This is a genomic window from Micromonospora sp. CNZ286, assembly GCF_014207755.1.
Genome location: NZ_JACHIZ010000001.1, coordinates 4972530 through 4997341, shown reverse-complemented (window position 1 = coordinate 4997341; position 24812 = coordinate 4972530). Strand labels below are relative to the sequence as shown.

Genomic DNA, 24812 nt, shown 5'->3' with positions numbered 1-24812 from the left:
TCCACGGTACGTCGGGTGTCGGTGGCATCGCATATGGTCGCGTGATGGCGGGCAAGGGTGCGGTCGAGGAGATCGAGGTAGCCGGGCACACGGTGCGGCTGAGCAGCCCCGATCGGGTGATCTTCCCGCAGCGCGGCTTCACCAAGGCCGACGTCTTCCGCTACTACCTGGCCGTCGGCGACGGGATCATGCGCGCCCTGCGCGACCGGCCGACCACGCTCCAGCGCTTCCCCGACGGCATCGAGGGGGAGATGTTCTTCCAGAAGCGGGTGCCGCAGCGGGGCGTGCCCCCGTGGGTCAGCACCGCGCGGATCGCCTTCCCCAGCGGCCGCCCGGCCGACGAGCTGTGCCCGGCCGACCTGGCGCACGTGGCCTGGGCGGCGCAGATGGGCACGGTGGTGTTCCACCCGTGGCCGGTGCGCGCCGCCGACACCGACCGCCCCGACGAGCTGCGCGTCGACCTCGACCCGCAGCCCGGCACCGACTTCGCCGACGCGGTGACCGCCGCCGGTGAGCTGCGCGGTCTGCTCGACGAGCTGGGCGTGCCCGGCTGGCCGAAGACCTCCGGCGGCCGGGGCGTGCACGTCTACCTGCGCATCCAGCCGCGCTGGACGTTCGTGGAGGTACGCCGCGCCACCATCGCGCTGGCCCGGGAGCTGGAACGCCGTCGCCCCGAGCTGGTCACCACCGCCTGGTGGAAGGAGGAGCGCGGCGAGCGCGTCTTCGTCGACTTCAACCAGATGGCGCGGGACCGCACCATCGCCTGCGCGTACTCGCTGCGCGCCAACGCCCGCGCCACCGTCTCCACCCCCGTCGACTGGGACGAGCTGCCCGAGGTCGACCCGGACGACTTCCACCTGGGCACGGTGCCGGCCCGGTTCGCCGAGCGCGGCGACCCGCACGCCGGCATCGACGACGCCCCGTGGGACATCACGCCGCTGCTGGAGTGGGCCGAGCGGGATGCCGCCGACGGGCTGGGCGACATGCCCTACCCGCCGGAATACCCGAAGATGCCCGGCGAGCCGAAGCGGGTCCAGCCCTCCAAGGACCGCGACCGCCCCCGCCCCTGACGCCCCCCAGCAGCGGTCAGACGGGCGGAGGCGGACACTCCAGCACGGCGATCGAGTTCCCGGCGAACAGCCCCAGGTGCGGGTGCCCGGAGAAGATCCGGACCGCCTCGTCGTGCGAGTACGCCTCCACGATCGCGTAGGCGATCAGGTTGTCCGTGATGTCCTCGACGCCCCGCGTCGTGACCAGCTTCTTCCCATACAGCGGAGCGCCGGGGTCGACGAGGGCGCTCTCGTTGGCCTGCGCCCATGCCGCCCAGGCGTTCATGAAGTCGGTCTGCTGCTGTTCGGTGAGGTCGGCCTTGCCGGCCTCGTCAGCGGCGCCGTTGAAGAGTGCAAGGAACCTGCCCATCCCGGCATGCTACCGGCGGCCCTCGTCCCGCCGGACCCAGCGCGCGGGCGCCGGGTCACGCGCCGCACGAACCGTCGTGGTCGTTGCGGTGGCCGCACCGGCCGGCGCCGTCGAGCCGGGCGTCGCACCAGACCCGGGTACGCACGAACTGGCTGTCCTCCTCGCTCAGCGTGGTCTCGCCGAAGTCGATGACCGTGACGTGGCCGAGCGACTCGCGCAGCGTCACCGCGAGGGCGGCTGCCTCGTCGGCGCTGGTCAGCGTGGTGGGCAGGTGAATGATCCAGCGTTGCTCGATCATCGTGGCCACCCGCCCGGCGGGGCGTCCGGGTCACGGAGACGGCAGGCGCGATGCTGAGACTGCCACTGCCGCAGCGCCTGGCGGACGCGCTCGGCCTCGGTCCGCGTGGTGACCAGATCACGGCTCAGACGTTCGAGTTCGTCGGCCACCCGGTCGAGGTGGTCACGTACCTGGGCCGGGTCGAGACCGCGCCAGCGCCGGTCGAAGAAGGCAGCGCGGACGTGGTGCGGGAGCAGGCGTTCCCCGGTCACGTAGATCACCGCACGGGTGCCGTCTGCTCGGCGACGAGCGTATGGATCTGCCTGTCGGTGAGCCCGCGCAAGTCGAGCACCCGGCGGCCCCAGCGGTGCAGCCGGCACGGGTGGGGTGCCCGGTCGTTGCGGCAGCGCGGTCCCTCGGGCCACTGCTCGGGGGCGTGCACGGTGATCGCCCGGACCGCGAAGGTGACATCCTCGGCGGTGACGTAGGGCGGAAGCGGAATGTCGCCGAGGATGCGATCGATCGAGTCCATGACTCTCCTTTGTGGATCGGCGCCAGGTGCGGGGACGGATGCCGGGATGAGGTTTCGGGGAAAGGCATCCGTCCCCGCGAACCCGCCGCGTCCCCGGCGGGCACCACAATGGTCAATTCACCTCTGGCCCGAGGCAATCTTTCGCGGCAGAATGCAGACCAAGGGATGAGGTGCCTTACGCGACAACGCCAAAGGAGATGACGTGGACGACTCGGGAAGCACCGTCCCGCGTAGGCAGCTCGGCAGATATCTGAGAGAACTTCGCGAAGGCGCGCACGTCACGGTGACCGCGGCGGCCAAGGAACTCGAATGGTCGGCGCCCCGGATCTGGCGTTACGAAACGGGTCAGGTGCCGATGCACCCGAATGACGTGGAAGCCATGTGCCGCGTTTACGGCACGTCGCGAGAAACCATCGAAACCATGCGCTCTCTGGCCCGGGAAACCAAGGCGCACGGTTGGTGGCACAGCTACGGGGAGGCAATTAAAGACTGGTTCAAGTTGTACGTGGGCCTGGAAGCCGCCGCAACGAAGATTCGCAAGTACGAGGCAAATTTGGTACCGGGCTTGCTGCAGACCGTCGAGTACATGACCGAGGTGATTGCTACCGACAACCCGCAGTTGAGTGACGCGGAGCGGCAAGCGAAGGTGGACGTCCGGCTACGGCGGCAACGGCTGCTGGCCCGTGCAGTGCCGCGAGCTCCCTACCTAGACGTGATCCTAAATGAGGCGGTGCTACGTCGACCGCTGCGCGATCTGTCGGCGATGGGTAGGCAAATCGATGCCCTGGTGGTGGCGAGCCAACAGCACAACATCCGTATCCGGGTGCTCCCACTCAGCGCTGGTCTCTACCGCTGGGCGTCGGCTGGAACGTTCACGATGCTCGACTTCCCGACCGACGTGCGGGAACCGGAGCCGACCACCATCTACATGGACGGTCCATGTGGCGCGGCATACCTTGACAAGGTTCACGAGATCCAGACCTACGAGGACGGCTGGCGCTCGCTCGGTGAGCGGGCGCTCGATGCTGGTGAGTCCCGCAAGCTGATGATGACGATAGCTGAGGAGATGACCGATGGGACGTGATGGAGTGTGGCGCAAGTCGTCCCGGTCCGGCGGCGAAGGTGATTGCGTCGAGGTGGCCGGTTTCGCCGACGCGGTCGGGGTGCGGGACACCAAGGACCGGCAGGGGCCAGCGCTGAGCTTCGATCGGACGGCGTGGACCCGATTCGTCGGGGCGGTTCGCGCGGACTGCTTAAACGACCAGGGCTGATCTGTCGCCGTGGGTGGTGCCGGCCTACCGGCACCACCCACCCCGCTGCCCGCGCACGACAGTGAGGCTCCATGCCATTCTGTCCTGGTATCGCACTGTTCGGCTCGACAAGACCTGCAGTGATGAGCGCTTACGCTCCGCGTTGTCAACCCGCGCGAATCGCCTCGTGACCATGCATTGACTTTCTGTCATCATCGTGGGATGACGCAAACTTCGAAGCCCCACCAGGAGGGCGGCGGGAAGCAAGGGAGCGAACCTTTGCGTTCCGGGCCTGAAGCGGAACCAGGAGAAGGGCTTGCTGCTGGCGGCGTCGAGAGTGAAGAAGTCGCGACACTTGAGGATCCCTTTTCGCATGCGCTTTCGATAGTGGCGAGAACATCATCGACCTTCGACTTCACCGAAGCATACGACCAGTCGGTCGACGCCGTCGAGGACCGCCTTGTGGAGATCGCCGTTCTTGCGCTTCAAGAATTGCGCGTCGCGGACGCTCTTACTCAACTGCGGGACGCAAAGAAGGTTCGCCTTGCCTACCTGAATCTGCTGGGGCAGGTCGAAAATCTGGCAGAACATCCCATGGCGCCTCGGCTGCGGAGCCTGCGTAAATACGCGGTGGCGCAGAAGTCGATGATTGAGTGGCTTGAGTTGATTGGCCAAGCTCTGACTCTTCTTCGAGACGGTCGCGGGGAGGAAGCTGTCTATTTGCTGAACCAGCATCAGCGGAATTCGGAAACTCCCGCCGCGTTGATATCTTTCACCAACGCTGCAACGCAGGTGCAGGCGGAAGGTATGGCGGCAGCCATCCGGCTCGCCGTTCACGACTTTTCCGGCGCTCGTGCCGGATTCGACCGGGCCTCCTTCGCAATGCAGATGTTGATTGAGGAGTACGAAGAGGAGTTCAGTGCTGACCAGCACGGGATTAACGCCCTCAGAGGCTTCCGCTTCCAGTGGCACAGCCTGAAGGCGCAGGGACTTGTGGCACAGTATAATCAATTGGTGTCGACCAGCGACTTCAAGGCTGCGGCCAGGGTTGCCGAGGAGGCGTGCTCTACAGTTCGAGGAGTCTGCATCGTTGGCTGAGTATATATCCTCAAATCTTTGGGCTCCAGTCTTTCGCTCAAACGCGCTGGAGATGCGCAGTCGCCGTGATCAAGCGCTGGTGGAGGTGGCGTTGGAGCGAGAGGACTGGCCTGAGTGCGAGGATCTTATACGCTCTACCCAGCGGTTCTATGAATCAGCAAGCGCTGCAGTTCTCCGTAGCGATCTCCCCATGGCGAAGAGTCTGCAGGAGAAGTACCTAAATGCTGGGTTTGCTGTGGGTGTCCAGTTGCGACGTCGGCTGGAAAGAGAAAGGGCGAACTGTAAACGTATCCAGTCCCTGGAGGCGGAAGTAAAGGAGCTCTACGCGTCGGTTCGCAGGGCCCTCGGATCAAGTGGCGTTGTCGTGAACAATGCAACCGAGATGGTGAGCTCGGTCCAGCAGCACGTCGAGCTCACCACGCACATCGAAGCGAACCTGCGTGCGGCACTCAGAGGGGTTTCGGACGACCTCCCGCACTCGGATGCGGATCCGGCGACGATCGCCGCTCTTGCCGCAGAGGCGCGAGAGCTCGCTAACAGCCAGGAATCCGGCCCCAAGTTCCTAGAAAGAGTTAAGAAGTACGGTGAGAAGGTAAAGGACCTTGCGGTCCTTACGGGGCAGACAGCCGGGCCGTTGGTCGAGTTGTTGAAAGCCCTGTCTGTGATTTCTTAGGGACATTCAGGCTGAGGATTTCTCGTCAATGCTCTGCGATCCCACGGGAGTTCGTGCCGCATATCCGGCGGTACCAACGTGAGTGCTACGTCGTCACGGGCGGCGGTCATGAACCCTCGGGGCGTCGTCAGCTTGTCCTCCTGGGGAGCCCGTCGAGCCCGGTCCAATCCAGGCGAACGGACGGGTACCGCGGTCGGGCGGACGCTCCCGGCGGTCGTGGGCACATCCGCCGGCTGCCTCCCCCGGATATCCGCGCGGGAAGGCCGATAACGATCATGTAACGGGCGCGAACCTTTTGGTGGGCGTCACTGCTCTCTCTCGGCATCGGCCCGCCGGGGCCAGGAGAGGACGTCGGATGAAGCTGGTGTGGAGGCGGGCGATAGAGGCCCGTGGGCTGCTGCTCGCCGCCGCTGTCGCGGCACTCGTCGCGGTCGCGTTGGTCACCGGGCTCTCCGACTACAACCGCCGGGCCGTCGAGGCGGGCGCCCGGGCGGTGCTCGACGCCGCCCCGGCCGAGGAACGCAGCCTGCTGATCAGCGGCTCCGGTGGCGCCGACGCCGCCGCGTTCGCCGAGCGGGACCGGGCGGTACGGGAACAGTTCGCCGACGGCCTCGGCGGTGCTCCGGTCACAGTGGCCGCGAGCCGCTCCGGGACCGGGCGGGAGCTGACCGGAGACGTGGGCGCCGCCCGTACCGACGACGATCCGATGTTCGCCAACCTGGCCACGCTCGACGACCTGCCCGCGCACGCCGAGCTGGCCGCCGGGGCGTGGCCGGTGCCCGGCAGCAACCCGTTGCAGGTGACGTTGCCGGAGAAGGTGGCCGCGCAACTGAGCCTGGAGGTCGGGGAGCGGGTGCCGCTGTACGACCGGGGCGCGGAGCGCGCCGGCACCGTGGTGGTCGTCGGCACGTGGCGGCCGCGGGACGCGTCCGAGGCGTACTGGCGTCTCGCCCCCGGGGTGGGGGAGAGCCAGGGCGACGCGGAGATCACGTCGTACGGGCCGTTCGCGCTCGACCCGGCCGACTTCGCCCGTACCTTCCCGGGCTCCACCTCGGCGGCCTGGGTGGTCGACCCCGACCTGGTGGCGGTCGAGCCAGCCCGGCTGCCCGCCGTGACCACAGCGCTCGACGAGATCACCGGGAAGCTGCCCGAGGCCACCGGCCTGGGCTCCTCGACACAGCAGGTCAGCCACCTGGACCGGCTCGTCGACCGGCTCAGCCGGGCCGACCTGGTGGGCCGGTCCGCGCTGCTCACCCCGCTGCTGCTGATCGTGGTGCTCGGCGGGTACGCGCTGGTGCTGGTGGCGGCGCTGCTCAACGAGGACCGGCGGGCGCAGACCGCACTGCTGCGGGCCCGGGGCGCCGCCCGGGGGCAGATCGCCGGGCTGGCCGTACGCGAGGCGACGCTCGTGGTGGCGCCGGCGCTGCTGCTGGCCCCGGCGCTGACCGGGCAGGCGATCCACTACCTGGGCGCGGACCTGGGGCTGGCCGACGGTGACCTGGCCCGGGTGTGGGTGGTGGCGGTCGGCGCGGCGGTGGGCTGCCTGCTCGCCATGGTGCTGCCGGCGATGCGCCGGGCGGGCACGTACGTCGCGGACATGGCGTCCCGGTCGCGGCCCTCCCGGGGAGCGGCCGTGCAGCGGGCGAGCGTGGACATCGCGCTGGTGGCCCTCGCCGTGCTCGCCTGGACGCAGCTGCGGCAGTACTCCTCGCCGCTCGCCGGCGCGAACGGCAGCCTCGGCATCGACCCGCTGCTGGCCGCCGCGCCCACCATCGGCGTGCTGGCCGGCGCGGTGATCGCGCTGCGGCTGCTGCCGCCGACCACCCGGCTCGCGGAACGCTTCGTGGACCGGCGGACGTGGAACGCCACCATGTTCGGCATGTGGCAGGCGGGCCGGCGCCCGCACGCCGGGCCGGTGCTGCTGCTCGCGCTCGCCGTCGGCGGCAGCACGCTCGCCTGGTCGCTGGTGGCCTCCTGGGAACGCTCGCAGCGGGACCAGGCACAGCACACGGTCGGCGCGGACCTGCGGCTGACCGAACGGGACGGCACCGCCCCCGCGGACCGGGCCGCCCAGCTGGCCGCCGTGCCCGGCGTGGACCGGGTGCTGCCGGCCTGGCGCGACGACGTACGCCTGGGCCGTGAGGCCCGGCCGGCCACAGTGGTGGCGTTCGACGCCGCCGCCGCGAAGGGGATGATCCGGCTCGACGACGCCGGTGGTGACGCGTCCACCGGCGCCCTGCTGGACCGGCTCGCGAACGGCCGGACCGCGCCGGCCGGCGGCGTCCTGCCCGAGGGGGCGAAGACGCTGTCCGGCACCGTGCGCACCCCGGTCGAGAGCATGTACGAGCGGCCCCGGGTGGCTGTCACCGCGTTGTTCGCCACCGACGCCGGGGCCACCTGGCGGGTCCGGCTCGCCGAGGGGGACGGCGACGGTAAGCCGGTGCGCTTCTCGGTGCCGCTGCCGGACAGCGGCGGCGTCCCGCTGCGCCTGGCCGGTTTCGAGGCCGACGGCGGTGACGCCACCGGCAGCTCGTACCGGCTGCTCCTGGACGAGCTGCGGCTCACCGACGCCGCCGGGGCGGCCCTGAAGCTGCCGGTGGAGGGGTCCTGGCGGGTGATCGACCCGGGCGCCGGGCCGCGCGACACCGCCGAGGCGAGCCCGACCCGGATCGACGGGACGCAGGGCTTCGACGTGCCGGCCGGGCTGTTGCAGTTCGCCCGGGTGCCCTCGTCCCGGTTCGCGCTGGTGCCGCAGGCGCCGGACCGTCCGGTGCCGGTGCTCGTCACCCCCGGCGTGGCCGCCGCGATGAGCCTCAAGACCGGCGACACCGTCAAGCTGTCGGTCGCCGAGGTGACGGTCGAGGTCACAGTGGTCGGCCAGGTCGCCGCGGTGCCCGGCACCGGGGGCGACGGGGTGCTGCTGGACCTGCCCACCGCCACCACACAACTCCTCGAACGCAGCGGCGGCGTCCGGCCGGTGGCCGAGTGGTGGCTGGGCACCACGCCCGGCGGGCACACCGCCGCCGCTGACGCGCTCGCCTCGACCGGCGGCACGGTGCTGCTCGACCGGCGGGCGGTGGCCGCGGAGGCCGCCGAGGATCCGTACTGGCAGGGCGCGCGCACCGGGCTGCTGGCCGCCGCGCTCGGCTCGGTGCTGCTCGCCCTGGTCGGTCTGGCGGTCGACGTCTGGGCCACCACCCGGCGCCGGCTCACCGAGTTCGCCGTGTTCAACACGCTCGGCGCGAACACCCGGCTGCTCGCCCGCGCGTACCTCGCGGAACAGACGTTCCTGGCCGCGATCGGCGTCGGCGTCGGGATGCTCGTCGGCGCCCTCGTCGCGGCCACCATGGTGCCGCTGGTGATCCTCACCCCGGCCGCCGGCCGGCCGGTGCCCGAGGCGGCCTTCACAGTGCCCTGGCTGCCGATCGGGACGACAGCCGCCGGGCTGCTGCTCGCCGCGCTCGCCTTCGCCGCCCTCATCACCACAGGCATCCGCCAGCGGGTCGCCGCCGCGCAGCTCCGGATCGGAGGAGAACGATGAGCCTTCCTGGTGCCGCGCGCCGGGTACGCGCATACGGAGGGCAGTTCCTGCTGCTCGCCGTCCTGACCCTGGTGACCGCCCTGCTGATCACCGGCGTGCCCCGGGTCGCCGACCGGCTGACCGGGCAGGGGCTCACCGAGTACGTCGCAGGGCAGCCGGTGGCCCGCCGCGACCTCACGTACAGCACCGCGCCGACCGCGTTCCCGCCGTCGACCCGGACCGCCGTGACCGGTCACGCGGCCGAGCTGGCGGGGATCGAGGGGGCGATGCCCGGCGTGGTCCGGGACACCGTCGGCCAGCGCTGGTACGTCGCCCAGACCGTGCCCGGACGGCTGCGCGGCCCGACACTCGCCCCCGAGAAGGGCCTGATCGACGTCCACCTGCGCGCCGGTACCGGCATCAAGGAGGCGGCCACACTGGTCGACGGGCGGTGGCCGGAACGTCCCGTCGCCCCGGCCCGCACGGTCGAGGTGACGCTCGCCGAGACGATCGCCGGCACGCTCGGCGTGAAGACCGGCGACCGGTTCCTGCTCCTGATGCTCGACCCGGACGACAACGTGCTCAAGTCCCTCCCGGTCCACCTGGTCGGTGTGTGGCGGCCGAACGACCCGGCCGACGGTGTCTGGGACACGCTGCCGTCGATGCTCAAGCTCTCCCCGCCCGAGGGCGACGGCGACCCGTTCGTGGGCGTCGCCTACACCGCCGACGGCGGCGTCGACGAGGCCGTCGCGACCGGCTGGCCGGTCAGCTTCGGCTGGCGGTACCGGATCGCCCCGGACCGGCTCGAACCGGGCCGCCTCGACGCGCTGATCGCCGGCGTCGACGGGCTGGACCGGGCCCGGCCCGCCCAGATCGAGATGACCCTCACCCAGGGCGTGGACATCCCGCTGCGGCGCTTCGCCGACGCGCTGGCCGCCGCGCGTACCCTGCTCGCGGTCATCGCGGCCGGGCTGCTCGCCACGCTGGCCGGGCTGACGCTGCTGGCCGCCCGGCTGGCCGCGCGCCGCCGCCGCGCCGAGTTCCACCTGATCCGGGCACGCGGCGGCTCGACCGGCTCGGTGCTGCGCCGCGGCCTGGCCGAGTCGCTGCTGGTGCTGCCGGCCGCGGCCGGGATCGGCTGGCTGCTCGGCGGGCTGCTGCCCGGCACCGGGGCGTCGTGGCGCTGGGTGGTGATCGCCGGGCTCCTGGCCACGCTGCTGCCGCCGCTCGCCGCGCTCGCCGTCGGCCGCCGGGCCGGTGGACGTGCCGACCTGGGCGGCCGGTCACCCGCCGTCCGGCTCACCGTCGAGGTGGTAGTGCTCGGGCTCGCCGTGCTCGGCGCGTTCCTGCTGCGCCGCCGCGGGCTCACCGCCGGTTCGGTGGACCCGCTGCTGGTCTCCGTGCCGGTGCTGCTGGCGATCGCGGCGGCGCTGCTGGCGCTGCGCGCGTACCCCTGGCCGTTGCGGCTGGTCAGCCGCGTCGCCGCCCGGGCGCGCGGCAGCGTCGCGTTCCTCGGCACCGCCCGGGCGGGCCGGGCCGCGAGCACCGGGCCGCTGGTCGTGGTGGTGCTGGCCGTCGCCACCGCCGCGTTCTGCGGCGTGGTGGCGACCGGCATCGAGACCGGCCGGGACACCGCCGCCGCCCAGGCCGTGCCCGGTGACCTGCTGGTACGAGGGGAGCGCTTCACGCCGGACACCGCGGAGAAGCTGGCTGCGCTGCCCGGGGTACGCGCTGTCGCGCCGCTGCTCACAGTGCCGGCCGAACGTCCGTACGCCGACCTCGCCGGACGCCCCGCCCCGGTCACCGAGCTGCGCGTGGTGCTCGTGGACGGGGAGCGGTTCGCCGACGTGGCGCGGGAGGCCGGCGTACCGGTGGACGTGCCCGACCCGGTGCGGGCCCGCACCGACGGGAGCACGCCGCTGCCGGCGCTGGTGTCTCCGGCGGTGGCCGGGGAACTGGCCGACGCCGGGCTCGCCGACGCCCGGGGCGAGCGGCCCGCCTGGCTGGACGTGCAGGGCAACCGGCTGCCGGTGCGGACCGCCGCCACAGTCGACGAGTTCGCGCTCGTGGGCGAGGGCATACGCCGGTTCGTGGTGCTGCCCTGGCCGGCGTTGCCGGCCGACGCCCCGCACCAGCTCGCGCCGACCGGTTTCGTGCTCGCCGGGTCCGGTGTGGACGCGGCCGAGGTGGACCGGGTCGCGAGCGACGGGCAGCGGCGCTACCTGCGCATCGGCGAGGTCGACGCCGGGGACAAGGCCCGCGCGCCGGAGGTGACGACCCGTTCGGCAGTGCGCGCCGACCTGGGCGGCAGCGGCGTGAACGGCCTGCTGGTGTTCGGGTTCGTGCTCGGCGCCGGGGGCGGCGCCGCGCTGGGGCTGCTCGGGCTCGCGCTCGCGGTGCTCGCCGGGGCCCGCTCGCGCGGTCAGGTGCTGTCCCGGCTGCGCACGATGGGCCTGTCCCGCCGCCAGTGGCGCGGACTGCTGATGGTGGAGCTGACGCCGCTGGTGCTGGTGTCGGTGCTCACCGGAGCGGTGGTCGGCGCGTTGCTGCCGCTGCTGCTCACACCGGTGCTCGGGCTGCCCGCCTTCACCGGGGGCGTGGACGTGCGCCCGAGTTTCGAACCCGGCCTGGTGGCCGGGGTGTCGGTCCTGGCCATGCTGGCCCTCGGCTTCGCGATCACCGTGGAAGCCGTGAACAACCGCCGGTTGCGCCTCGGCGAGGTGCTGCGGCTCGGAGAGGAGAGCTGACATGACCGCGACCGCTTCCGGCCACCCGGGCCCGGCGCGTCTCACGCCGCGTGACGAACCGTCGTCGGCCGTACCGGACCTGGCGTCGCTGCAACAGCGCGCCGCCCAGCGGGCCGCCGAACGGGCCGGCGGGCGCGACCGGCTGCGCGGGCACATCGTCTGCGACGGCCTGGTGCGCATCTTCAAGACCGAGGGCGTCGAGGTCGTCGCGCTCCAGGGCCTCGACCTGGTCATCGACCGGGGTGAACTGGTCGCGATCGTCGGCGCGTCCGGCTCCGGCAAGTCGACGCTGCTGAACATCCTGTCCGGGCTGGACACCCCGACCGCGGGCATCGCCCGGGTCGCCGACTACGACCTGCTGTCGCTGTCGAACAAGCGGCGGCTGGCGTACCGGCGGGACGTGGTCGGCTTCATCTGGCAGCAGACCGGCCGCAACCTGCTGCCGTACCTGACCGCGCTGGAGAACGTGGAACTGCCGATGAAGCTGGCCGGCCGGGCCGGCGGAGGGCGCAAGCGGCGGGAACGCGCCCGTGAGCTGCTGGACATGGTGGGCGTCGGCTACTGCGCCGACCGCCGGCCGGGCCAGATGAGCGGCGGCGAGCAGCAGCGCTGCGCCGTCGCCGTGGCGGTGGCGAACGACCCGGAGATCCTCTTCGCCGACGAGCCGACCGGTGAGCTGGACGAGGCCACCGGCGCCGAGGTCTTCGCCGCGCTGCGCACCATCAACGCCGAACTGGGGGTCACCATCGTGGTGGTCACCCACGACCACGCCGTGGCCGGCCAGGTCCGCCGTACCGTCGCGATCCGCGACGGCCGGACCGCCTCCGAGGTACGCCGGACCGCGCGCGTCACCGCCGACGGCGGCACCGAGATGGTCAGCGAGGAGTACGCGGTGCTCGACCGCACCGGCCGGATGCAACTGCCGGCGCAGTTCGTGGAGGCGCTGTCCCTGCGCGACCGGGTCCGGCTCAACCTGGAACCCGACCACGTCGAGGTGCGCCCCGGCGACCGGGCGCACGCCGAGGAGAGTGAGTGATGACCGACCAGACAGTGGTGCTGCCGGCGGTGCCGGGGACGGCCGTCGACGACGTGGTCCGGGTCGAGGGGGTGAGCCGCACCTTCGGCAAGGGGGAGCACGCGGTGCACGCCGTACGGGACGTCTCGTTCACTGCGGGACGCGGCGAGCTGGTCGCCGTCCGGGGCCGCTCCGGCGCCGGCAAGACCACGCTGCTGAACCTGGTCGGCGGCCTGGACCGGCCGGACGCCGGGCGGATCCGGGTGGCCGGGCACGACGTCACCGCCGCAGGCGAACGGGAACTGCTGTCGTTGCGCCGGGGCACCATCGGGTTCGTGTTCCAGACGTTCGGCCTGGTGCCGATCCTGTCCGCGGCGGAGAACGTCGGGGTGCCGCTGCGGCTGGCCAAGGTGCCGGCGGCCGAGCGGGAGCAGCGGGTCGCGGTGCTGCTGGAGCTGGTCGGGCTGGGCGGGCACGCGGCGCAGCGCCCGTACGAGCTGTCCGGCGGGCAGCAGCAGCGGGTGGCGGTGGCCCGGGCGCTGGCGAACGAACCGGACCTGCTGATCGCCGACGAGCCGACCGGTCAGCTCGACTCCGAGACCGGGCGGTCGATCATGGATCTGCTGCGTGCGGTGGTGCACGCCCGGGGCATGACAGCGCTCGTCGCCACGCACGACCCGGCGCTCATCGAGCTGGCCGACCGTACGCTCACACTGCGCGACGGCCGGCTGGTGTCGGAGGACTGATCCGGGTGCCGGGCCGCGCGCCTCCGTGCGGCGGCCCGGTGCCGGGTCAGAGCGCCAGCTTCATGCCCTCGTGGCTGGCCACGAAGCCCAGGTCGCGGTAGAACCGGTGCGCGTCGGCACGCTGCTTGTCGGTGGTGAGCTGCACCAGCGCGCAGCCGTGCTCCCGGGCCCTGTCGATCGCCCAGCGCATCATCGTCCGGCCCAGCCCGCGGCCGCGCCGGTCGGAGCGGACCCGCACCGACTCGATCAGGCAGCGTTCGGCGCCGTGCCGGCCCAGCCCCGGGATGTACGTGAGCTGGAAGCAGCCCACCAGCTCCCCGCCGTCGTCGGCGACGATCAGATGGTTGCGCGGGTCGGCGTCGAGGTCGGCGAAGGCCCGCTCGTACGCCTCGTCCACCTCGGGCAGGTCGCGGGTGCGGCCCAGCACGTCGTCGGCGAGCAGCGCGAGCACGGCGGGCAGGTCGGCGCGGACCGCCTCCCGGAAGATCACCTCGGTCACCGGGCCAGCCTGGCACAGCGCCGCGCGCCGGTGTGGCCCGGGCGGCGTCAGCCGTCGTCCAGCCAGCTGCGCAGCGCCCACCACCAGTGCACGGTCTCCGGCACCGTGCACCGGGCGCCCTCCTCGACCGGCGGCCCGCCGGTCAGCTCCCGCAGCCGCCGCAGCCGGTAGCGCACCGTGTTCGGGTGGACGTGCAGCTCGGCGGCCGTCTGGTCCAGGCGCTGGCCGTGGTGCAGCCAGGCGAGAGCGGTGCCCGCCAGCTCCCGGTGGAACTCGTCGGCCGGGTCGAGCGCGCCGAGCAGCGTGCCCCGCAGCAGTTCAGCCAGCAGCGGCTGGGCGGCGAGCGCGGTCTCCCCGGCCAGGTCGGTGACCTGACGCAGCCCGCGCAGCCGCCGATTGGCGGCCGTGGCCAGCGCCGCCAGGCAGAGCGCGTACATGTCCGGGGCCCGTGCCAGCGGCTGCGCCGGCGCCACCAGCGTCAGCATGTCGGCCGGCGCGGCGTCGGGCGGTCGCGGCAGCAGCCCGGCCAGCCGGTCCCCGACCGTGCCGAGCAGGCCGCCCCGCGCGGTGAGCTGCCGGTGCAGCGCGTACGCCCGGACCGGGTCGGGCGGCGCGGCGACCAGGCAGTGGTAGCGCCCGTCCGGCCGCAGCCCGAACCGGGTCAGCTCGGCCGGTTGCAGGCCCGCCGGACCGTCGCGCAGCAGCCGCCGCAGCAGGTGCGCCCGGGCCGCCGCGCCGGTACGTGCCAGTTCCCGCTCGGCGCCGCGGTGCCCGTCGACCACCGCCCGCTCCACCGCCGCGGCGTACCGGCCGATGGTGAGCAGCCCTTCCAGCAGCACCTCGTCCGGGATGCCGGCGGCCCGCCCGTGCCGGACCACCAGCTCCACCGCCCGGTCCCGCCCGGCCTGCACCCCGCGCAGCAGACCGGCCACCGAGACGCCCTGCGCCGCCCGGTCCGCGCCCAGCCGCCGGGCCTCGGCGAAGTCGCGTCCGGCCGGGTCCTCGCGGCGTTCCAGCGCACCCAGGCCACTGGTCAGCAGCAGCACGACCTGGCGGCGTACCTCGTCGGCCGGAAGCCGGGCCACCTCGGGGGAGTCCGCGCGGGCCGCCCGCGCCACCTCGTCGACGGCGGCCGGATCGGCGGACAGGTCGCGCAGCAGCGCGCCGAACGTCGGGGCCTGTCCGATCCGGGTCATCGGCGTCCGCCGCCCTCCGGTTGTCGACGCGGCACAACCGGGCCGCGCGGGCGTTGGCGTCAGGTCCCTAGCCCGGGCGGGCGGCCGGTTGCTCTCCTGGTTGTTACCGCAAGGTAACACCGCTCGCGCCACTGAGAAACGTCGATGTCGTACCGGCTGCCAGGAGGCGTCCATGACACCCGTGCCACAGCACCCGTCCCGTACCCGCCGCCGCGCCGGCCTGGCCGTGCTGGCCGCGCTCGCCCTGGTCGCGCCGGCGCCGCTGGTGACCGCGCCCGCGCCGGCCGCCGCCGCGGCAGCGCTCCAGGAGGTGATGTTCGTCGGCAACAACTGGGACGGCACCGCCGACGTGATCCGGTCCCGCGGCGACTACGCCAGGCTCGGCCGGATCAACGTGATCCCGGACCGCGCCGCGCGGCTGCGCGAGATCTACCTCAACCCGATCAAGCTGGCGTTCTTCCTCGGCATCCGGCAGGGCCCCGGGGAGGGCCACGACCAGCTCATCGACGACATGTACACCACGCCGGACGGCACCGCGCTCGTGGTGTCCCGGCCCAGCTTCGCCGACGTCGTCTCGATCGACCTGGCCACCGGCGCCCTGCGCTGGCGGTTCCCGGTCTCCGGCTACCGCGCCGACCACATGGCCGTCTCGCCCGACGGCACCCGCGTCGCGGTCTCCGCCTCCACCTCCAACACCGTGCACGTGCTGGACATCCGCACCGGCGCGCAGCTCGGCTCGTTCGGCGCCGGCGACAAGCCGCACGAGAACATCTACACCGACGGCGGCACCCGGCTGTGGAACATGTCCATCGGCGAGGTCAACACCGACCTGGACGCGCCGTGGCTCGACTGGACCAAGGGCGACCGCCGGATCACAGTCGCCGACACCAGCACGTACCAGGTGGTCAAAGTGATCGACATGCGGGACCGGCTGGACGCCGCCGGCCGCCGGGACCTCTCCGACGCGGTCCGCCCCGCCGTCTTCACCCCGGACGGCAGCCGGCTCTACTTCCAGGTGTCCTTCTTCAACGGCGTCGTCGAGTACGACGTGGCCACCGACCGGGTCACCCGCGTCGCCACGCTGCCGAAGAACCCGGCCACCAGCGAGGACCGCACCACCTGGGTCAACGACTCCCGGCACCACGGCCTGTCGATGAGCCCCGACGGCACCCGGATCTGCGTCGCCGGCACCATGGACGACTACGCCACGGTGCTGGACCGGGCCACGCTGCGCGAGGGACCGCTGGTGCCCGCGAGCAAGCCGTACTGGGCCACCGTCAGCGGGGACGGCCGGGACTGCGTGATCTCCGAATCCGGCGCGGACCAGGTCACCGCGATCAACTTCGCCACCGGGCAGAAGGTCGCGAGCGTCCCGGTCGGCGACCACCCCCAGCGCGTCCGTATCGGACACATCCCGGAGGGCTGGACGCCCCCGGCCGCCGGCTGACCGCCGGCCCGGCCGGCGTCCGCACCCCGGCCGCCGGTCACGCCGTCACCGGGCGGGGCAGCGCAGCCCCTCCCGGGGGACGGTGAGCGAGATCAGGTACGCGTCGACCGCAGACGTCACGCACGAGGTCTGCGGGTAGGCGGTGTGCCCCTCGCCCTCCCAGGTCAGCACCCGTCCCACGCCGAGCATCGACGCGAGCGCGGGCGTCTGCTCGTACGGCGTGGCCGGGTCACCGGTGGTGCCGACCACCAGGATCGGCGGGGCGCCGTTCGCCCGGCCGGTCGGATACGGATCCCGCTCGCCCGGCCACTCCACGCAGCCCAGCATCCCCACCGCCAGGGCGGGACCGAACAGCGGATACTTCTGCCGCCACTGCGACTGGAGCGAGCGGACCTGCTCGCGCGACGGCTTCTCGGTCTCGTCGGCGCAGTTGACAGCCAGGTTGGCGTCGAACAGGTTCGAGTAGTGCCCGTCGGGCTCGCGGCCCGCGTACGCGTCGGCCAGCTTGAACACGCCGTCCGGGTCGCCGCCCTGGAGGTCGTCGATCGCCCGGGCCAGCTCCTGCCAGCCCTGCTCGGTGTAGAGCGACGAGATCACCGCGTAGAAGACCCAGCCGGCGGTGGCCTTGCGGCCGTCCTGCGCGCGTACCGGGGAGGTCTTCGCCTTGGCGATCGCGTCGGTGACCGCACCGCGGGCGTCCGGGGCGATCGGGCAGCGGCCCGCGTTCGCCGCGCACCACCTGGTGAAGTTGTCGAACGCCCGCTCGAAGCCCTTCGCCTGGCTCTCCGACCCGGCGATCAGCTTCTGCTGCGGGTCGACCGCGCCGTCGAGCACCAGGGCGCGCACGCGCTGCGGATAGAGCTGCGCGTAGGTGGCGCCGAGCAGCGTGCCGTAGGAGTAGCCGAGGTAGGTGAGCTTGTCGTCGCCGACCGCCGCGCGGACCGCGTCCATGTCCCGCGCGGCCTGCTCGGTGCCGTAGAGCGGGAGCTGGTCGCCGTACTTCGCGCCGCAGCGCTCGCCGACCCGCCGGTTGAGGCCGACGAAGCCGTCGAACGACGACTGGCTCTCCGGGTCGGGGTCGTAGCCGAAGCTGGCGTCCAGGTCGGCGTCGGAGATGCACTTGACCGGGCTGGACCGGGCCACCCCGCGTGGGTCGAAGCCGACGATGTCGAACCGGTCGGTGATCGCCGTCGGCAGGCCGCCGAACGCCGGGCCGAATGACAGGTAGACGGCGGTGTCGACGCCGGACGCGCCGGGACCGCCCGGGTTGATGACAAGCGAGCCGATCCGGTCGCGCTGCTTGGTCGAGCGGGCCCGGATCAGCGCGATCTCGAACGTCTCACCGGCGCCCGGCCCGGCGGTCGCGCCGGTGGTGGCCCCGGTGCCCCAGTTGCGCGGCACGGCGATCCGGGCGCAGTCGTAGCGCATGTCCGCCGCGCCCCGGCCGACCAGCTCGTCGGGCACCTCCGGGCAGGCCCGCCACTCCGGCGCGGTACCCGGCGGGGCGGCCTCGCCCTCGCTCTCGGCGCGCGGGGCGAACGCCGGCAGCGTGCAGCCGGCGGTGAGCACCACCGCCGCGACGAACGCGGCCAGGACGGGCCGGAACCGGCGGGTCCGTTCGGGGAAGCGGGTCACGTGGGCGCCCTCCATGATCGTGTCGACCGTCAGGCTACGCCCGGCCGCGGGTGTCACCGACCGTCGCCGCCGGATCGCCGCGCAGCACCTCGTCGACGTCGTAGCGGATCGGGCGGTCGAGCTGACCGTAGTCGCAGGAGCGGGGATCACGGTCGGGTCGCCAGCGCAGGAACCGGGCGGTGTGCCGTAGCCGGTCGCCCTCCATCGCGTCGTACGCCACCTCGACCACCAGTGCCGGACGCAGCGGCTCCCACTCCAGGTTCTTGCCGCCGGTCCACCGGCTCACCCCGCCCGGGATGCGCTGGCCCCGCTCGTGGTCGCCGTGCACCCACGGGTGCTCGCCGCCGACGTCGCGGTAGGGCTCCAGCTCGTCGAGCAGCTCCTTGCGGCGGGCCATGGTGAACGAGGAGCTGACGCCGATGTGGTGCAGCACGCCGCCGTCGTCGTAGAGGCCGAGCAGCAGCGAGCCGACCACCGGACCGGACTTGTGCCAACGGAAACCGGCCACCACCGCGTCCATCGTGCGGGCGTGCTTGACCTTGAACATGAGCCGCTTGCCCGGCTCGTACGGCAGGTCGGCCGGCTTGACGATCAGCCCGTCCAGCCCGGCGCCCTCGAACACGTCGAACCAGCGGCGGGCCGTCTCCGGGTCGGTGGTCACCTGCGTCACGTGCACCGGCGGGCGCACCCCGGACAGCGCCTGCTCCAGCCGCTCCCGCCGCCGGGGATAGGGCTGGTCGATGAGCAGCTCGTCGTCGATCGCCAGCAGGTCGAACGCGACGAAGTCGGCCGGGGTGGTCTCGGCCAGCAGCTTCACACGGGAGGCGGCCGGATGGATCCGCTGGGCCAGCAGCTCGAAGTCGAGCCGAGGCTGCCCACCCGGGCCGTCCCGGCGGATCACGATCAGCTCGCCGTCGACCGCGCACCGGGCCGGGAGCTGCCGGCGGGCCTGCTCGACCACCTCGGGGAAGTAGCGCGTCATCGACTTGCCGCCCCGGCTGGCCAGCTCGACCTCGTCGCCGTCGCGGAACACGATGCAGCGGAAGCCGTCCCACTTCGGCTCGTAGGTCAGACCGGCGTCGGTGGGCAGCTCGGCGACGCTCTTGGCGAGCATCGGCTCGACCGGAGGGTTGATCGGCAGGTCCACGGCGACCAGTCAACCAGACCCCACCGACAGTGGTGAGGCAGATCACCGCCGGTGGCCGGGTGGCGTGTCCCGTCCCGGCCGCGTTCGTCACCGCCGCCCGAATGGTGGAACCGCAGGTCAGAGCTACCGTCGCGGCGTGCCGGAGTGGAGTTGCGAATGCTGCGGGCGCTGGCGGGTCAGCGTCGAGCTGGTCCGCGGCCGCTACCGCTACCGGCTGTCGCACCGCTACCCGCCGGAGCACGGCGGCGGCGCGAACGTCCTCGGCGAGGTCGGCTCGGTCGCCGAGCTGGAACACCTGCTGAAGCGGTACGCCCCGGTCTCCCTGGCCGATCTCCACGAGGCCGCCTGACCGCCGTAACCGAACGGCCGTCCCTCGTCCGCCGGCCGCTCCCGATTCCCGGCTCCGGCTCCCGGCGAGATCTTGGTACCAAGCGGCCCCCATAGGGGCCCCTTCCTACCAAGATCTCCACTGCTCCCACTGCGCGGAACATCAATCCCGCAGGACGGGGGGCGCTTCACGTGGCAACCAGCCGAGCGAGGCGCGGGCGCGGGGCGGCGGCGGGGCGGGGCTCGGGCATAGGCTGAGTGGACCGTCCACGGGGGAGGGAAGAAGCCCATGCGGTTCGCCGAGTCCGTCGACATCGCCGCCGACGTCGACCGGGTCTGGGAGGTGCAGAGCGACGTCGAGCGCTGGCCCGAGTGGACGCCGTCGGTCACCGCCGCCCGTCGGCTGGAGCCCGGTCCGCTGCTCCTCGGCTCGACGGCCCGGCTGGAGCAGCCCCGGCTGCGCCCGGCCGTGTGGCGGGTCGTGGAGATCTGTCCGCCGTACTCGTTCGCCTGGGAGTCGGCGAGCCCCGGCGTGCGCACCCGGGGTGAGCACCGGCTGATCCCGCTGGAGGACGGGCGGACCCGGGCCGAGCTGATCCTGGTGCAGACCGGTCCGCTGGCCTGGCTGGTCGGGTTGCTCGGCGGCTCCACCATGCGCCGCTACCTGCGGCAGGAGGCGGACGGGCTCAGGCGCCGTTGTGCGCGGAACTGACCGAGGCGGACGGCCTCGGGCACCGCTGCGAGGCCCGCTGACCGGGGCCGGAGCGCCCGCTCAGGCGCCGTCCGGAGGTTCAGGGACCGTCTTTTCCAGCACGGCCAGGCGGTTGCCGTTCTCGTCCGGCCGGTGCGCCACCACCCGGTAGCCGCGGCCCGCGTACAGGGACAGGTTCGCCGCGCTGTCCGCGCCGGTGAACAGCGCGAACCGGGTCACCCGGCCGGCGCAGGCTTGCTCGACGGCGTCCAGCAGCCGTCCGCCGACGCCCCGGCCCTGCTGGTCGGGGGCGACCGAGAGACGGCCCACGTGGGCGGTGTCGCCGTCGAGGCGGGCGCGGACCGAGCCGACCAGGCGGGTGCCGCGCCGGGCGGCGAGCACCACGTCTGGCCCGGTCAGCGCCGCCCGTACCTCGTCCAGCGTCTCGGTCAGCGGCGGCAGGAACACGTCGCGGTAGCGCTGCGCCTCCACCAGGTACGCGGCACGCTGCACGGTGAGGATCTCCCCGGCGTCGGCGGGGCCGGCGGGGGCGATGGTCACGTCGGTCACCGGCTCAGCTCACCACAGCGTTCCCGGGCGGCCGTACGCTGGCTGGGGTGTTCCCATGAGCGTGGAGGTGACCGGCGTGCCGGAGCTGACGTACCCGGAGGTGGGCGCGACCCGCGGCGGCGCCCTGCCGGCCGGTTACCACCACCTGCGCCACCGGGTCCGGCTGCCGGACGGCGGTTTCCCGCTGGCGGCGGACGCGGTGCTGGGCTGGCGGCTGCACCGCGCGGCCGGCGTGGTGATGCGCGCGGACGCGCCGCGCGCGGCACCCGGGGTACGGGTCACGCCGGGGCTGGGCGTCGGCCCGGTGCGGCTGTGGGGCCCGACCGAGGTGGTCTGGACGGTGGAGGAACCGGACCGGGCCGGGTTCGGCTACGGCACGCTGCCCGGGCATCCGGAGGTCGGTGAGGAGGCGTTCCTGGTGACCCGGGGCGCCGACGGCGTCTGGTTCGAGGTGACCGCGTTCAGCCGCCCGGCGCACTGGTACGTGCGGGCCGGCGGGCCGGTCGTGCCGGGTTTCCAGCGGGCGTACGCCTGGTGGCTGGGGCGGACGCTGCGGCGGCTGTGCCGGCGGCGCTGACCGGTCAGTAGCGGGCGAAGGAGCGGATCGGGGCGCGCGGGCCGTACTTCGGGGCCTGGACGCCTGCCGCCTCCAGCAGCACGCACACCCGGCCGCGGTGCCCCCGGAACGGCTCCAGCAGCGCCAGCATCCGGGCGTCGTCGCCGCGCGGCTCCCCGGCCAGTGCCCACGCCACGGTGTTCGGCACGTGGTAGTCGCCGACGCTCACCGCGTCCGCGTCGCCGTACGCGATCCGCACCACCTCGGCGGCGGTCCACGGCCCGATGCCCGGGATGGCGGTGAGCCGCCGGGTGGCCTCCGCCGAGTCGGCGCAGCGTTCCAGCCGGTCCGCGACGGCCGCCGCGCGGCGCAGCGTGTCGGCGCGCCGCTGCTCGACCCCGAACGGGTGGAACACCCAGTACGGCGTGGCCGCCACCGCGGCGGGCTCCGGCGGCAGCAGCAGTGGTTGCAGCGGGCCGGGCGCCGGTTCCCGGAAGTGCCGCACTGTGGCGGCGTACGCCCGGTACGCCTCCTTGCCGGTGACCTTCTGCTCGAAGACCGCCCGCAGCAGCCGGGGGAAGATCTGGCCGGTGGCGGGCATCCGCAGCCCGTGGTGCGTGTGGGCCAGGCGGGCCACCAGCGGGTGCGTACCGGCGAGCGCGGCGAACCCGGTCAGGTCGTCGCAGAGCCCGGCGATCCGGTCGGCCCGGTCGACCACCCAGGCCGCGCCGGGGCCGTACCCCTCGGCCAGCAGGTCGCCGGCGGACGGGCGCAGCGCCAGCGTGGCCGGGCCGTCCGGGGTGCGGGTGGCCCACCAGAACGTGCCGGCGGCGATCCGCGCGCACGGGTCGTACGGGCTGAACGTGAGCGCCCGCACCGAGGCGGCCAGCCGGTAGCCGGCCGGCGGGCGCAGCGTACGGCGGGCGTCGGGCGAGGTCACCAGGCCACTCTGCCACGCGGCCCGGCCGTGACGCCGGGCACGCCTGGCCGGGAGGCGGGCCGATGCCGGTGCGGCCCGCCTCCCGGGGTTCGCGACGGTGACCGGCCGCGCCCTCCCCGGCGGCGACCGGTCACCGTGTCCTGCGGTGTCAGTACGAGTAGTCCGAGCCGCCGCCGGAGCTGTCCGAGCTGCCCGCCGCGGGCGGCGCGACCGCCTTGGGCGTGCCGGTCGGCAGGCAGGTCAGGTTCTTCTTGCCGTTCGGGTCGACCACGAACCAGGTGCCGCCGACGCCCTGGCCCTTCCACTGGCCCGGCTTCTTGTCGCCGATGTAGCGGTAGACCGGCCAGCCGCCGATGGTGAGCTGCCGGGTGCCGTCCTGACGGGTGATGGTGCCGACCTTGTCGTCGGAGACGCCGCGCAGCTGCGGGTTGCCGTCGGTGAGCGACGGCGGCCACACCTCGGCGCACTTGTCCACGCAGTTGGACTGCGGCGGGTCGTCGGAGTCCTTGTCGAACCGGTACAGCACCCAGCCGTCCTGGTCGGTGACGACGCGGCCCATCCGGGGCAGCTTCTTGCCGACCAGCTCGTCGGTGATCTTCACGTTGGCCGGGGGCGCCTTGTCCGCGACCGGCTCCTCCTCGGGAGCCGCCGACGCCTCCGGTTCGGCCGCCGCGGTGGGTTCGGCCGCGGCGACGGCGACCGGCTCGGCCGCGCCCGAGTTCGCCCCGTTGTAGCCCGCTGGGGCGCAGGCCGTAAGTGCGACCATCGCGCTCGCGACGATGACGGTCGTCCGCTTGTGGTGTGCCACGTGCCCTCCTCGTTCTTGGCAGTTCGCCGAGTAGTACGGGCGCGGTGCTGTCAAGGTTGAACCCGCAAGGGTGGCACATTTCACAGTGGACCGATTGAACCGATGGAAGCCGGCATGCGTGCGTCAGCACGAGGGGGTCCGCCGGCCCGGGCACGACGCGACGGCGCCGGGTGGCTCAGCCACCCGGCGCCGTCGGCACACCAGATCAGATGTCGTCCACCGTCACCAGCGGACTCGCCACGCCGTTCGCGTCGACCGACTGCACCTGGAGCTTGTCGATGTCGCGCACCGGGGCCGAGGTGGACGCGCTCAGCTCCAGCGGAAGCTGGTTCTGGTTCGTCCCGTAGCCGCCGACCGGCACCGACCAGGTGGAGATCACCTCGCTCGTGGCGTTCTTGCGGACCACCACCAGCCGGCACGTGCGCGGCCCCGGCAGACGGCTGAGCTGCACCGCGATCTGCGTGCCGTACTCCTTGCGGGCCAGCCACATCGTGGTCTGCACGCCGGTCCCCGGGTCGGTCGCGTTGTGCTGGTCGCCCTCGATGTCCTCTTTCCCGCCGACGCCCGGGTCGTTCGGGTTGCCCGGCTCGCCGCTCGGCGCCACGCTCGGCGCGGCCTGCGTCGGCCCGGCCTGCGGCGGCGCCGGATCGTCGCCGAGCATCCCGGCCGCCGCCGCGCTCGCGCCGCCGAACACCACCACGGCCGCCGCCGTCGCCAGCAACTGCCGCACCCGGGTACGACGGCGGTCCCGCCGTACCGCCATCAGTGTCCGGTCCAGCAGCGCCGGATCGGTGTGCGTCTGCTCCAGCGCGGCCATCGCCTCGCCGTCGATGCCGGAGAGCAGTCCCACCACCGGGACCATCGTCTCCAGTTCCGCCGCGCAGGCCCAGCAGGTGGCCAGGTGCTCCTCGAACCGCTCCGCGTCCTGCGCGTCCAGTACGCCGAGCGCGTACGCGGCGACGTCCATGTGATCGGCCCGGCTCATTCGGTCACCCCCCTCTCCTGCAGAGCCGTGCGCAACGCGCGCAGCGCGTAGTAGACCCGTGACTTGGCGGTACCGAGCGGGAGCCCCAGCTCCTCGGCCGCCTCCGGCACGGTGCGCCCCCGGAAGTAGGTCGCCACCAGGATCTCCCGGTGCGACTGGCTCAGCGTACGCAGCGCGTCCGCTACGGTCATCGTGCGCAGCACCCGGTCGGTGCTGTCCGACTCGGCGAACATGGTCAGATCCCGGTCGTACGTCTCGGGTGGGCGGGCCTGCTCACTGCGGTGCTCGTCGATGGCGATCCGCCGGGCCACGGTGACGAGCCAGGGGCGCAGCGAGCCCTGGCCCTGCACGCCGAGCCGGTGCGCGTTGCGCCAGGCCCGCAGCAGCGTCTCCTGCACGATGTCCTCGGCGCGCTGCCGGTCCCCGCCGGTCAGCCGCATCACGAACATCAGCAGCGGGCCGGCGTGCTCGGCGTACAGCAGGCGGATCAACTGGTCGGAGTGGCTGGCCTCGGCGGAGGTCGCCTGGTGGCGTCCGGGAGCGGGTCGCGGCGGCACCGGGTCATTCTGGCGATCGGCAGACCGGGCGTCGACCCCCCGGCCCGATCGCGAGGCGCGCGAGTGTGGTTGTGCCCGGGCGAACATCCACTCGGGCCGCGCCACCTCGCCGTGCCAGCCGGCCGCCACCGCATGCATGCAGACCTCCGCTGTCCAATGACATCAGCCGGCCCCCCA

Annotated in this window: 26 protein-coding genes; 13 read left to right on the top strand and 13 right to left on the bottom strand. The window is 73.1% G+C overall.

The window, feature by feature from the left end:
- Window positions 1-44: 44 nt before the first annotated feature.
- Window positions 45-1070: a non-homologous end-joining DNA ligase gene (gene ligD / locus FHX31_RS21905; RefSeq protein ID WP_184977115.1), complete on the top strand. Its 1026-nt coding sequence runs from the start codon at window positions 45-47 to the stop codon at window positions 1068-1070.
- A gap of 16 nt (window positions 1071-1086) precedes the next feature.
- Here the strand turns inward: ligD and FHX31_RS21900 are convergent, their stop codons facing one another.
- From FHX31_RS21900 to FHX31_RS21885, 4 genes are read right to left on the bottom strand one after another with little or no spacing between them, the layout of a single operon-like run.
- Window positions 1087-1419 carry a hypothetical protein gene (locus FHX31_RS21900; protein ID WP_013474531.1) on the bottom strand — a complete coding sequence of 111 codons (333 nt, stop codon included), beginning with the start codon at window positions 1417-1419 and terminating at the stop codon, window positions 1087-1089.
- Window positions 1420-1474: 55 nt separating this feature from the next.
- Window positions 1475-1717, bottom strand: a complete 243-nt coding sequence (locus tag FHX31_RS21895; protein ID WP_114921224.1) for a hypothetical protein — start codon at window positions 1715-1717, stop codon at window positions 1475-1477.
- On the bottom strand, window positions 1714-1977 hold the full coding sequence (locus tag FHX31_RS21890) for a DivIVA domain-containing protein (protein ID WP_184977113.1): 264 nt from the start codon (window positions 1975-1977) through the stop codon (window positions 1714-1716). Before FHX31_RS21890 ends, FHX31_RS21895 begins: the two co-directional genes overlap by 4 nt.
- Window positions 1974-2228, bottom strand: a complete 255-nt coding sequence (locus FHX31_RS21885) for a hypothetical protein (protein WP_018789000.1) — start codon at window positions 2226-2228, stop codon at window positions 1974-1976. The genes FHX31_RS21890 and FHX31_RS21885 overlap by 4 nt, the downstream gene beginning before the upstream one ends.
- 202 nt (window positions 2229-2430) lie before the next feature.
- Here FHX31_RS21885 and FHX31_RS21880 point away from each other — a divergent pair, with 202 nt between their 5' ends.
- From FHX31_RS21880 to FHX31_RS21845, 8 genes are all read left to right on the top strand, one after another.
- Window positions 2431-3312 carry a helix-turn-helix domain-containing protein gene (locus FHX31_RS21880; RefSeq protein WP_184977112.1) on the top strand — a complete coding sequence of 294 codons (882 nt, stop codon included), beginning with the start codon at window positions 2431-2433 and terminating at the stop codon, window positions 3310-3312.
- Window positions 3313-3316: 4 nt separating this feature from the next.
- Window positions 3317-3499 carry a DUF397 domain-containing protein gene (locus FHX31_RS21875; RefSeq protein WP_071096209.1) on the top strand — a complete coding sequence of 61 codons (183 nt, stop codon included), beginning with the start codon at window positions 3317-3319 and terminating at the stop codon, window positions 3497-3499.
- 201 nt (window positions 3500-3700) lie between these two features.
- The gene (locus FHX31_RS21870; RefSeq protein ID WP_184977111.1) at window positions 3701-4576 is read left to right on the top strand and encodes a hypothetical protein; all 876 of its coding nucleotides are present in this window, start codon (window positions 3701-3703) and stop codon (window positions 4574-4576) included.
- Between the two features lie 79 nt (window positions 4577-4655).
- Entirely contained in the window at window positions 4656-5249 is a 594-nt protein-coding gene (locus tag FHX31_RS21865; protein WP_184977110.1) for a hypothetical protein, read from the top strand.
- A gap of 355 nt (window positions 5250-5604) precedes the next feature.
- Window positions 5605-8790, top strand: a complete 3186-nt coding sequence (locus FHX31_RS21860; RefSeq protein ID WP_184977109.1) for an FtsX-like permease family protein — start codon at window positions 5605-5607, stop codon at window positions 8788-8790.
- On the top strand, window positions 8787-11516 hold the full coding sequence (locus FHX31_RS21855) for an FtsX-like permease family protein (protein WP_184977108.1): 2730 nt from the start codon (window positions 8787-8789) through the stop codon (window positions 11514-11516). The genes FHX31_RS21860 and FHX31_RS21855 overlap by 4 nt, the downstream gene beginning before the upstream one ends.
- 1 nt (window position 11517) lies before the next feature.
- Window positions 11518-12552, top strand: coding sequence for an ABC transporter ATP-binding protein (locus tag FHX31_RS21850; protein WP_184977107.1), 1035 nt, complete (start codon window positions 11518-11520; stop codon window positions 12550-12552).
- A complete protein-coding gene (locus FHX31_RS21845; RefSeq protein WP_091329500.1) occupies window positions 12552-13277 on the top strand; it encodes an ABC transporter ATP-binding protein in 726 nt (241 codons plus the stop codon). Before FHX31_RS21850 ends, FHX31_RS21845 begins: the two co-directional genes overlap by 1 nt.
- Before the next feature lie 46 nt (window positions 13278-13323).
- On the opposite strand, the gene FHX31_RS21840 is transcribed toward FHX31_RS21845, so the two are convergent.
- Both FHX31_RS21840 and FHX31_RS21835 read right to left on the bottom strand, forming a co-directional pair.
- A complete protein-coding gene (locus FHX31_RS21840; protein WP_013284835.1) occupies window positions 13324-13776 on the bottom strand; it encodes a GNAT family N-acetyltransferase in 453 nt (150 codons plus the stop codon).
- A gap of 47 nt (window positions 13777-13823) precedes the next feature.
- Window positions 13824-14972 (bottom strand): RsbRD N-terminal domain-containing protein, encoded by a 1149-nt coding sequence (locus FHX31_RS21835; protein ID WP_030274702.1) that lies wholly within the window; start codon window positions 14970-14972, stop codon window positions 13824-13826.
- Between the two features lie 172 nt (window positions 14973-15144).
- Between FHX31_RS21835 and FHX31_RS21830 the strand changes: the two genes are divergently transcribed.
- Window positions 15145-16419 carry a YncE family protein gene (locus FHX31_RS21830; RefSeq protein WP_184977106.1) on the top strand — a complete coding sequence of 425 codons (1275 nt, stop codon included), beginning with the start codon at window positions 15145-15147 and terminating at the stop codon, window positions 16417-16419.
- A 45-nt stretch (window positions 16420-16464) separates the two neighbouring features.
- On the opposite strand, the gene FHX31_RS21825 is transcribed toward FHX31_RS21830, so the two are convergent.
- Entirely contained in the window at window positions 16465-18069 is a 1605-nt protein-coding gene (locus FHX31_RS21825; protein ID WP_030274700.1) for an alpha/beta hydrolase, read from the bottom strand.
- Between the two features lie 19 nt (window positions 18070-18088).
- The gene (locus FHX31_RS21820; RefSeq protein ID WP_030274698.1) at window positions 18089-19201 is read right to left on the bottom strand and encodes an ATP-dependent DNA ligase; all 1113 of its coding nucleotides are present in this window, start codon (window positions 19199-19201) and stop codon (window positions 18089-18091) included.
- 136 nt (window positions 19202-19337) lie between these two features.
- On the opposite strand from FHX31_RS21820, the gene FHX31_RS21815 reads away from it, so the two are divergent.
- On the top strand, window positions 19338-19550 hold the full coding sequence (locus FHX31_RS21815) for a hypothetical protein (protein ID WP_013284840.1): 213 nt from the start codon (window positions 19338-19340) through the stop codon (window positions 19548-19550).
- Window positions 19551-19817: 267 nt separating this feature from the next.
- Window positions 19818-20240 carry an SRPBCC family protein gene (locus FHX31_RS21810; protein WP_013474539.1) on the top strand — a complete coding sequence of 141 codons (423 nt, stop codon included), beginning with the start codon at window positions 19818-19820 and terminating at the stop codon, window positions 20238-20240.
- Between the two features lie 60 nt (window positions 20241-20300).
- Here FHX31_RS21810 and FHX31_RS21805 read toward each other — a convergent pair whose 3' ends face one another.
- Window positions 20301-20789, bottom strand: a complete 489-nt coding sequence (locus tag FHX31_RS21805) for a GNAT family N-acetyltransferase (RefSeq protein ID WP_184977105.1) — start codon at window positions 20787-20789, stop codon at window positions 20301-20303.
- Between the two features lie 55 nt (window positions 20790-20844).
- Between FHX31_RS21805 and FHX31_RS21800 the strand changes: the two genes are divergently transcribed.
- Complete coding sequence (locus tag FHX31_RS21800) at window positions 20845-21366, top strand: DUF1990 domain-containing protein (protein WP_184977104.1); 522 nt, start codon at window positions 20845-20847, stop codon at window positions 21364-21366.
- A 4-nt stretch (window positions 21367-21370) separates the two neighbouring features.
- Here FHX31_RS21800 and FHX31_RS21795 read toward each other — a convergent pair whose 3' ends face one another.
- The 4 genes from FHX31_RS21795 to FHX31_RS21780 all read right to left on the bottom strand — a co-directional run bounded on the left by FHX31_RS21795 (window position 21371) and on the right by FHX31_RS21780 (window position 24773).
- The gene (locus FHX31_RS21795) at window positions 21371-22285 is read right to left on the bottom strand and encodes a DNA-3-methyladenine glycosylase 2 family protein (RefSeq protein WP_184977103.1); all 915 of its coding nucleotides are present in this window, start codon (window positions 22283-22285) and stop codon (window positions 21371-21373) included.
- A gap of 148 nt (window positions 22286-22433) precedes the next feature.
- Window positions 22434-23093, bottom strand: coding sequence for a COG4315 family predicted lipoprotein (locus FHX31_RS21790; protein ID WP_013474542.1), 660 nt, complete (start codon window positions 23091-23093; stop codon window positions 22434-22436).
- A gap of 205 nt (window positions 23094-23298) precedes the next feature.
- Window positions 23299-24078, bottom strand: coding sequence for an anti-sigma factor family protein (locus FHX31_RS21785; protein WP_013474543.1), 780 nt, complete (start codon window positions 24076-24078; stop codon window positions 23299-23301).
- Window positions 24075-24773, bottom strand: coding sequence for a sigma-70 family RNA polymerase sigma factor (locus FHX31_RS21780; protein WP_047893132.1), 699 nt, complete (start codon window positions 24771-24773; stop codon window positions 24075-24077). Before FHX31_RS21780 ends, FHX31_RS21785 begins: the two co-directional genes overlap by 4 nt.
- Window positions 24774-24812 lie beyond the last annotated feature (39 nt).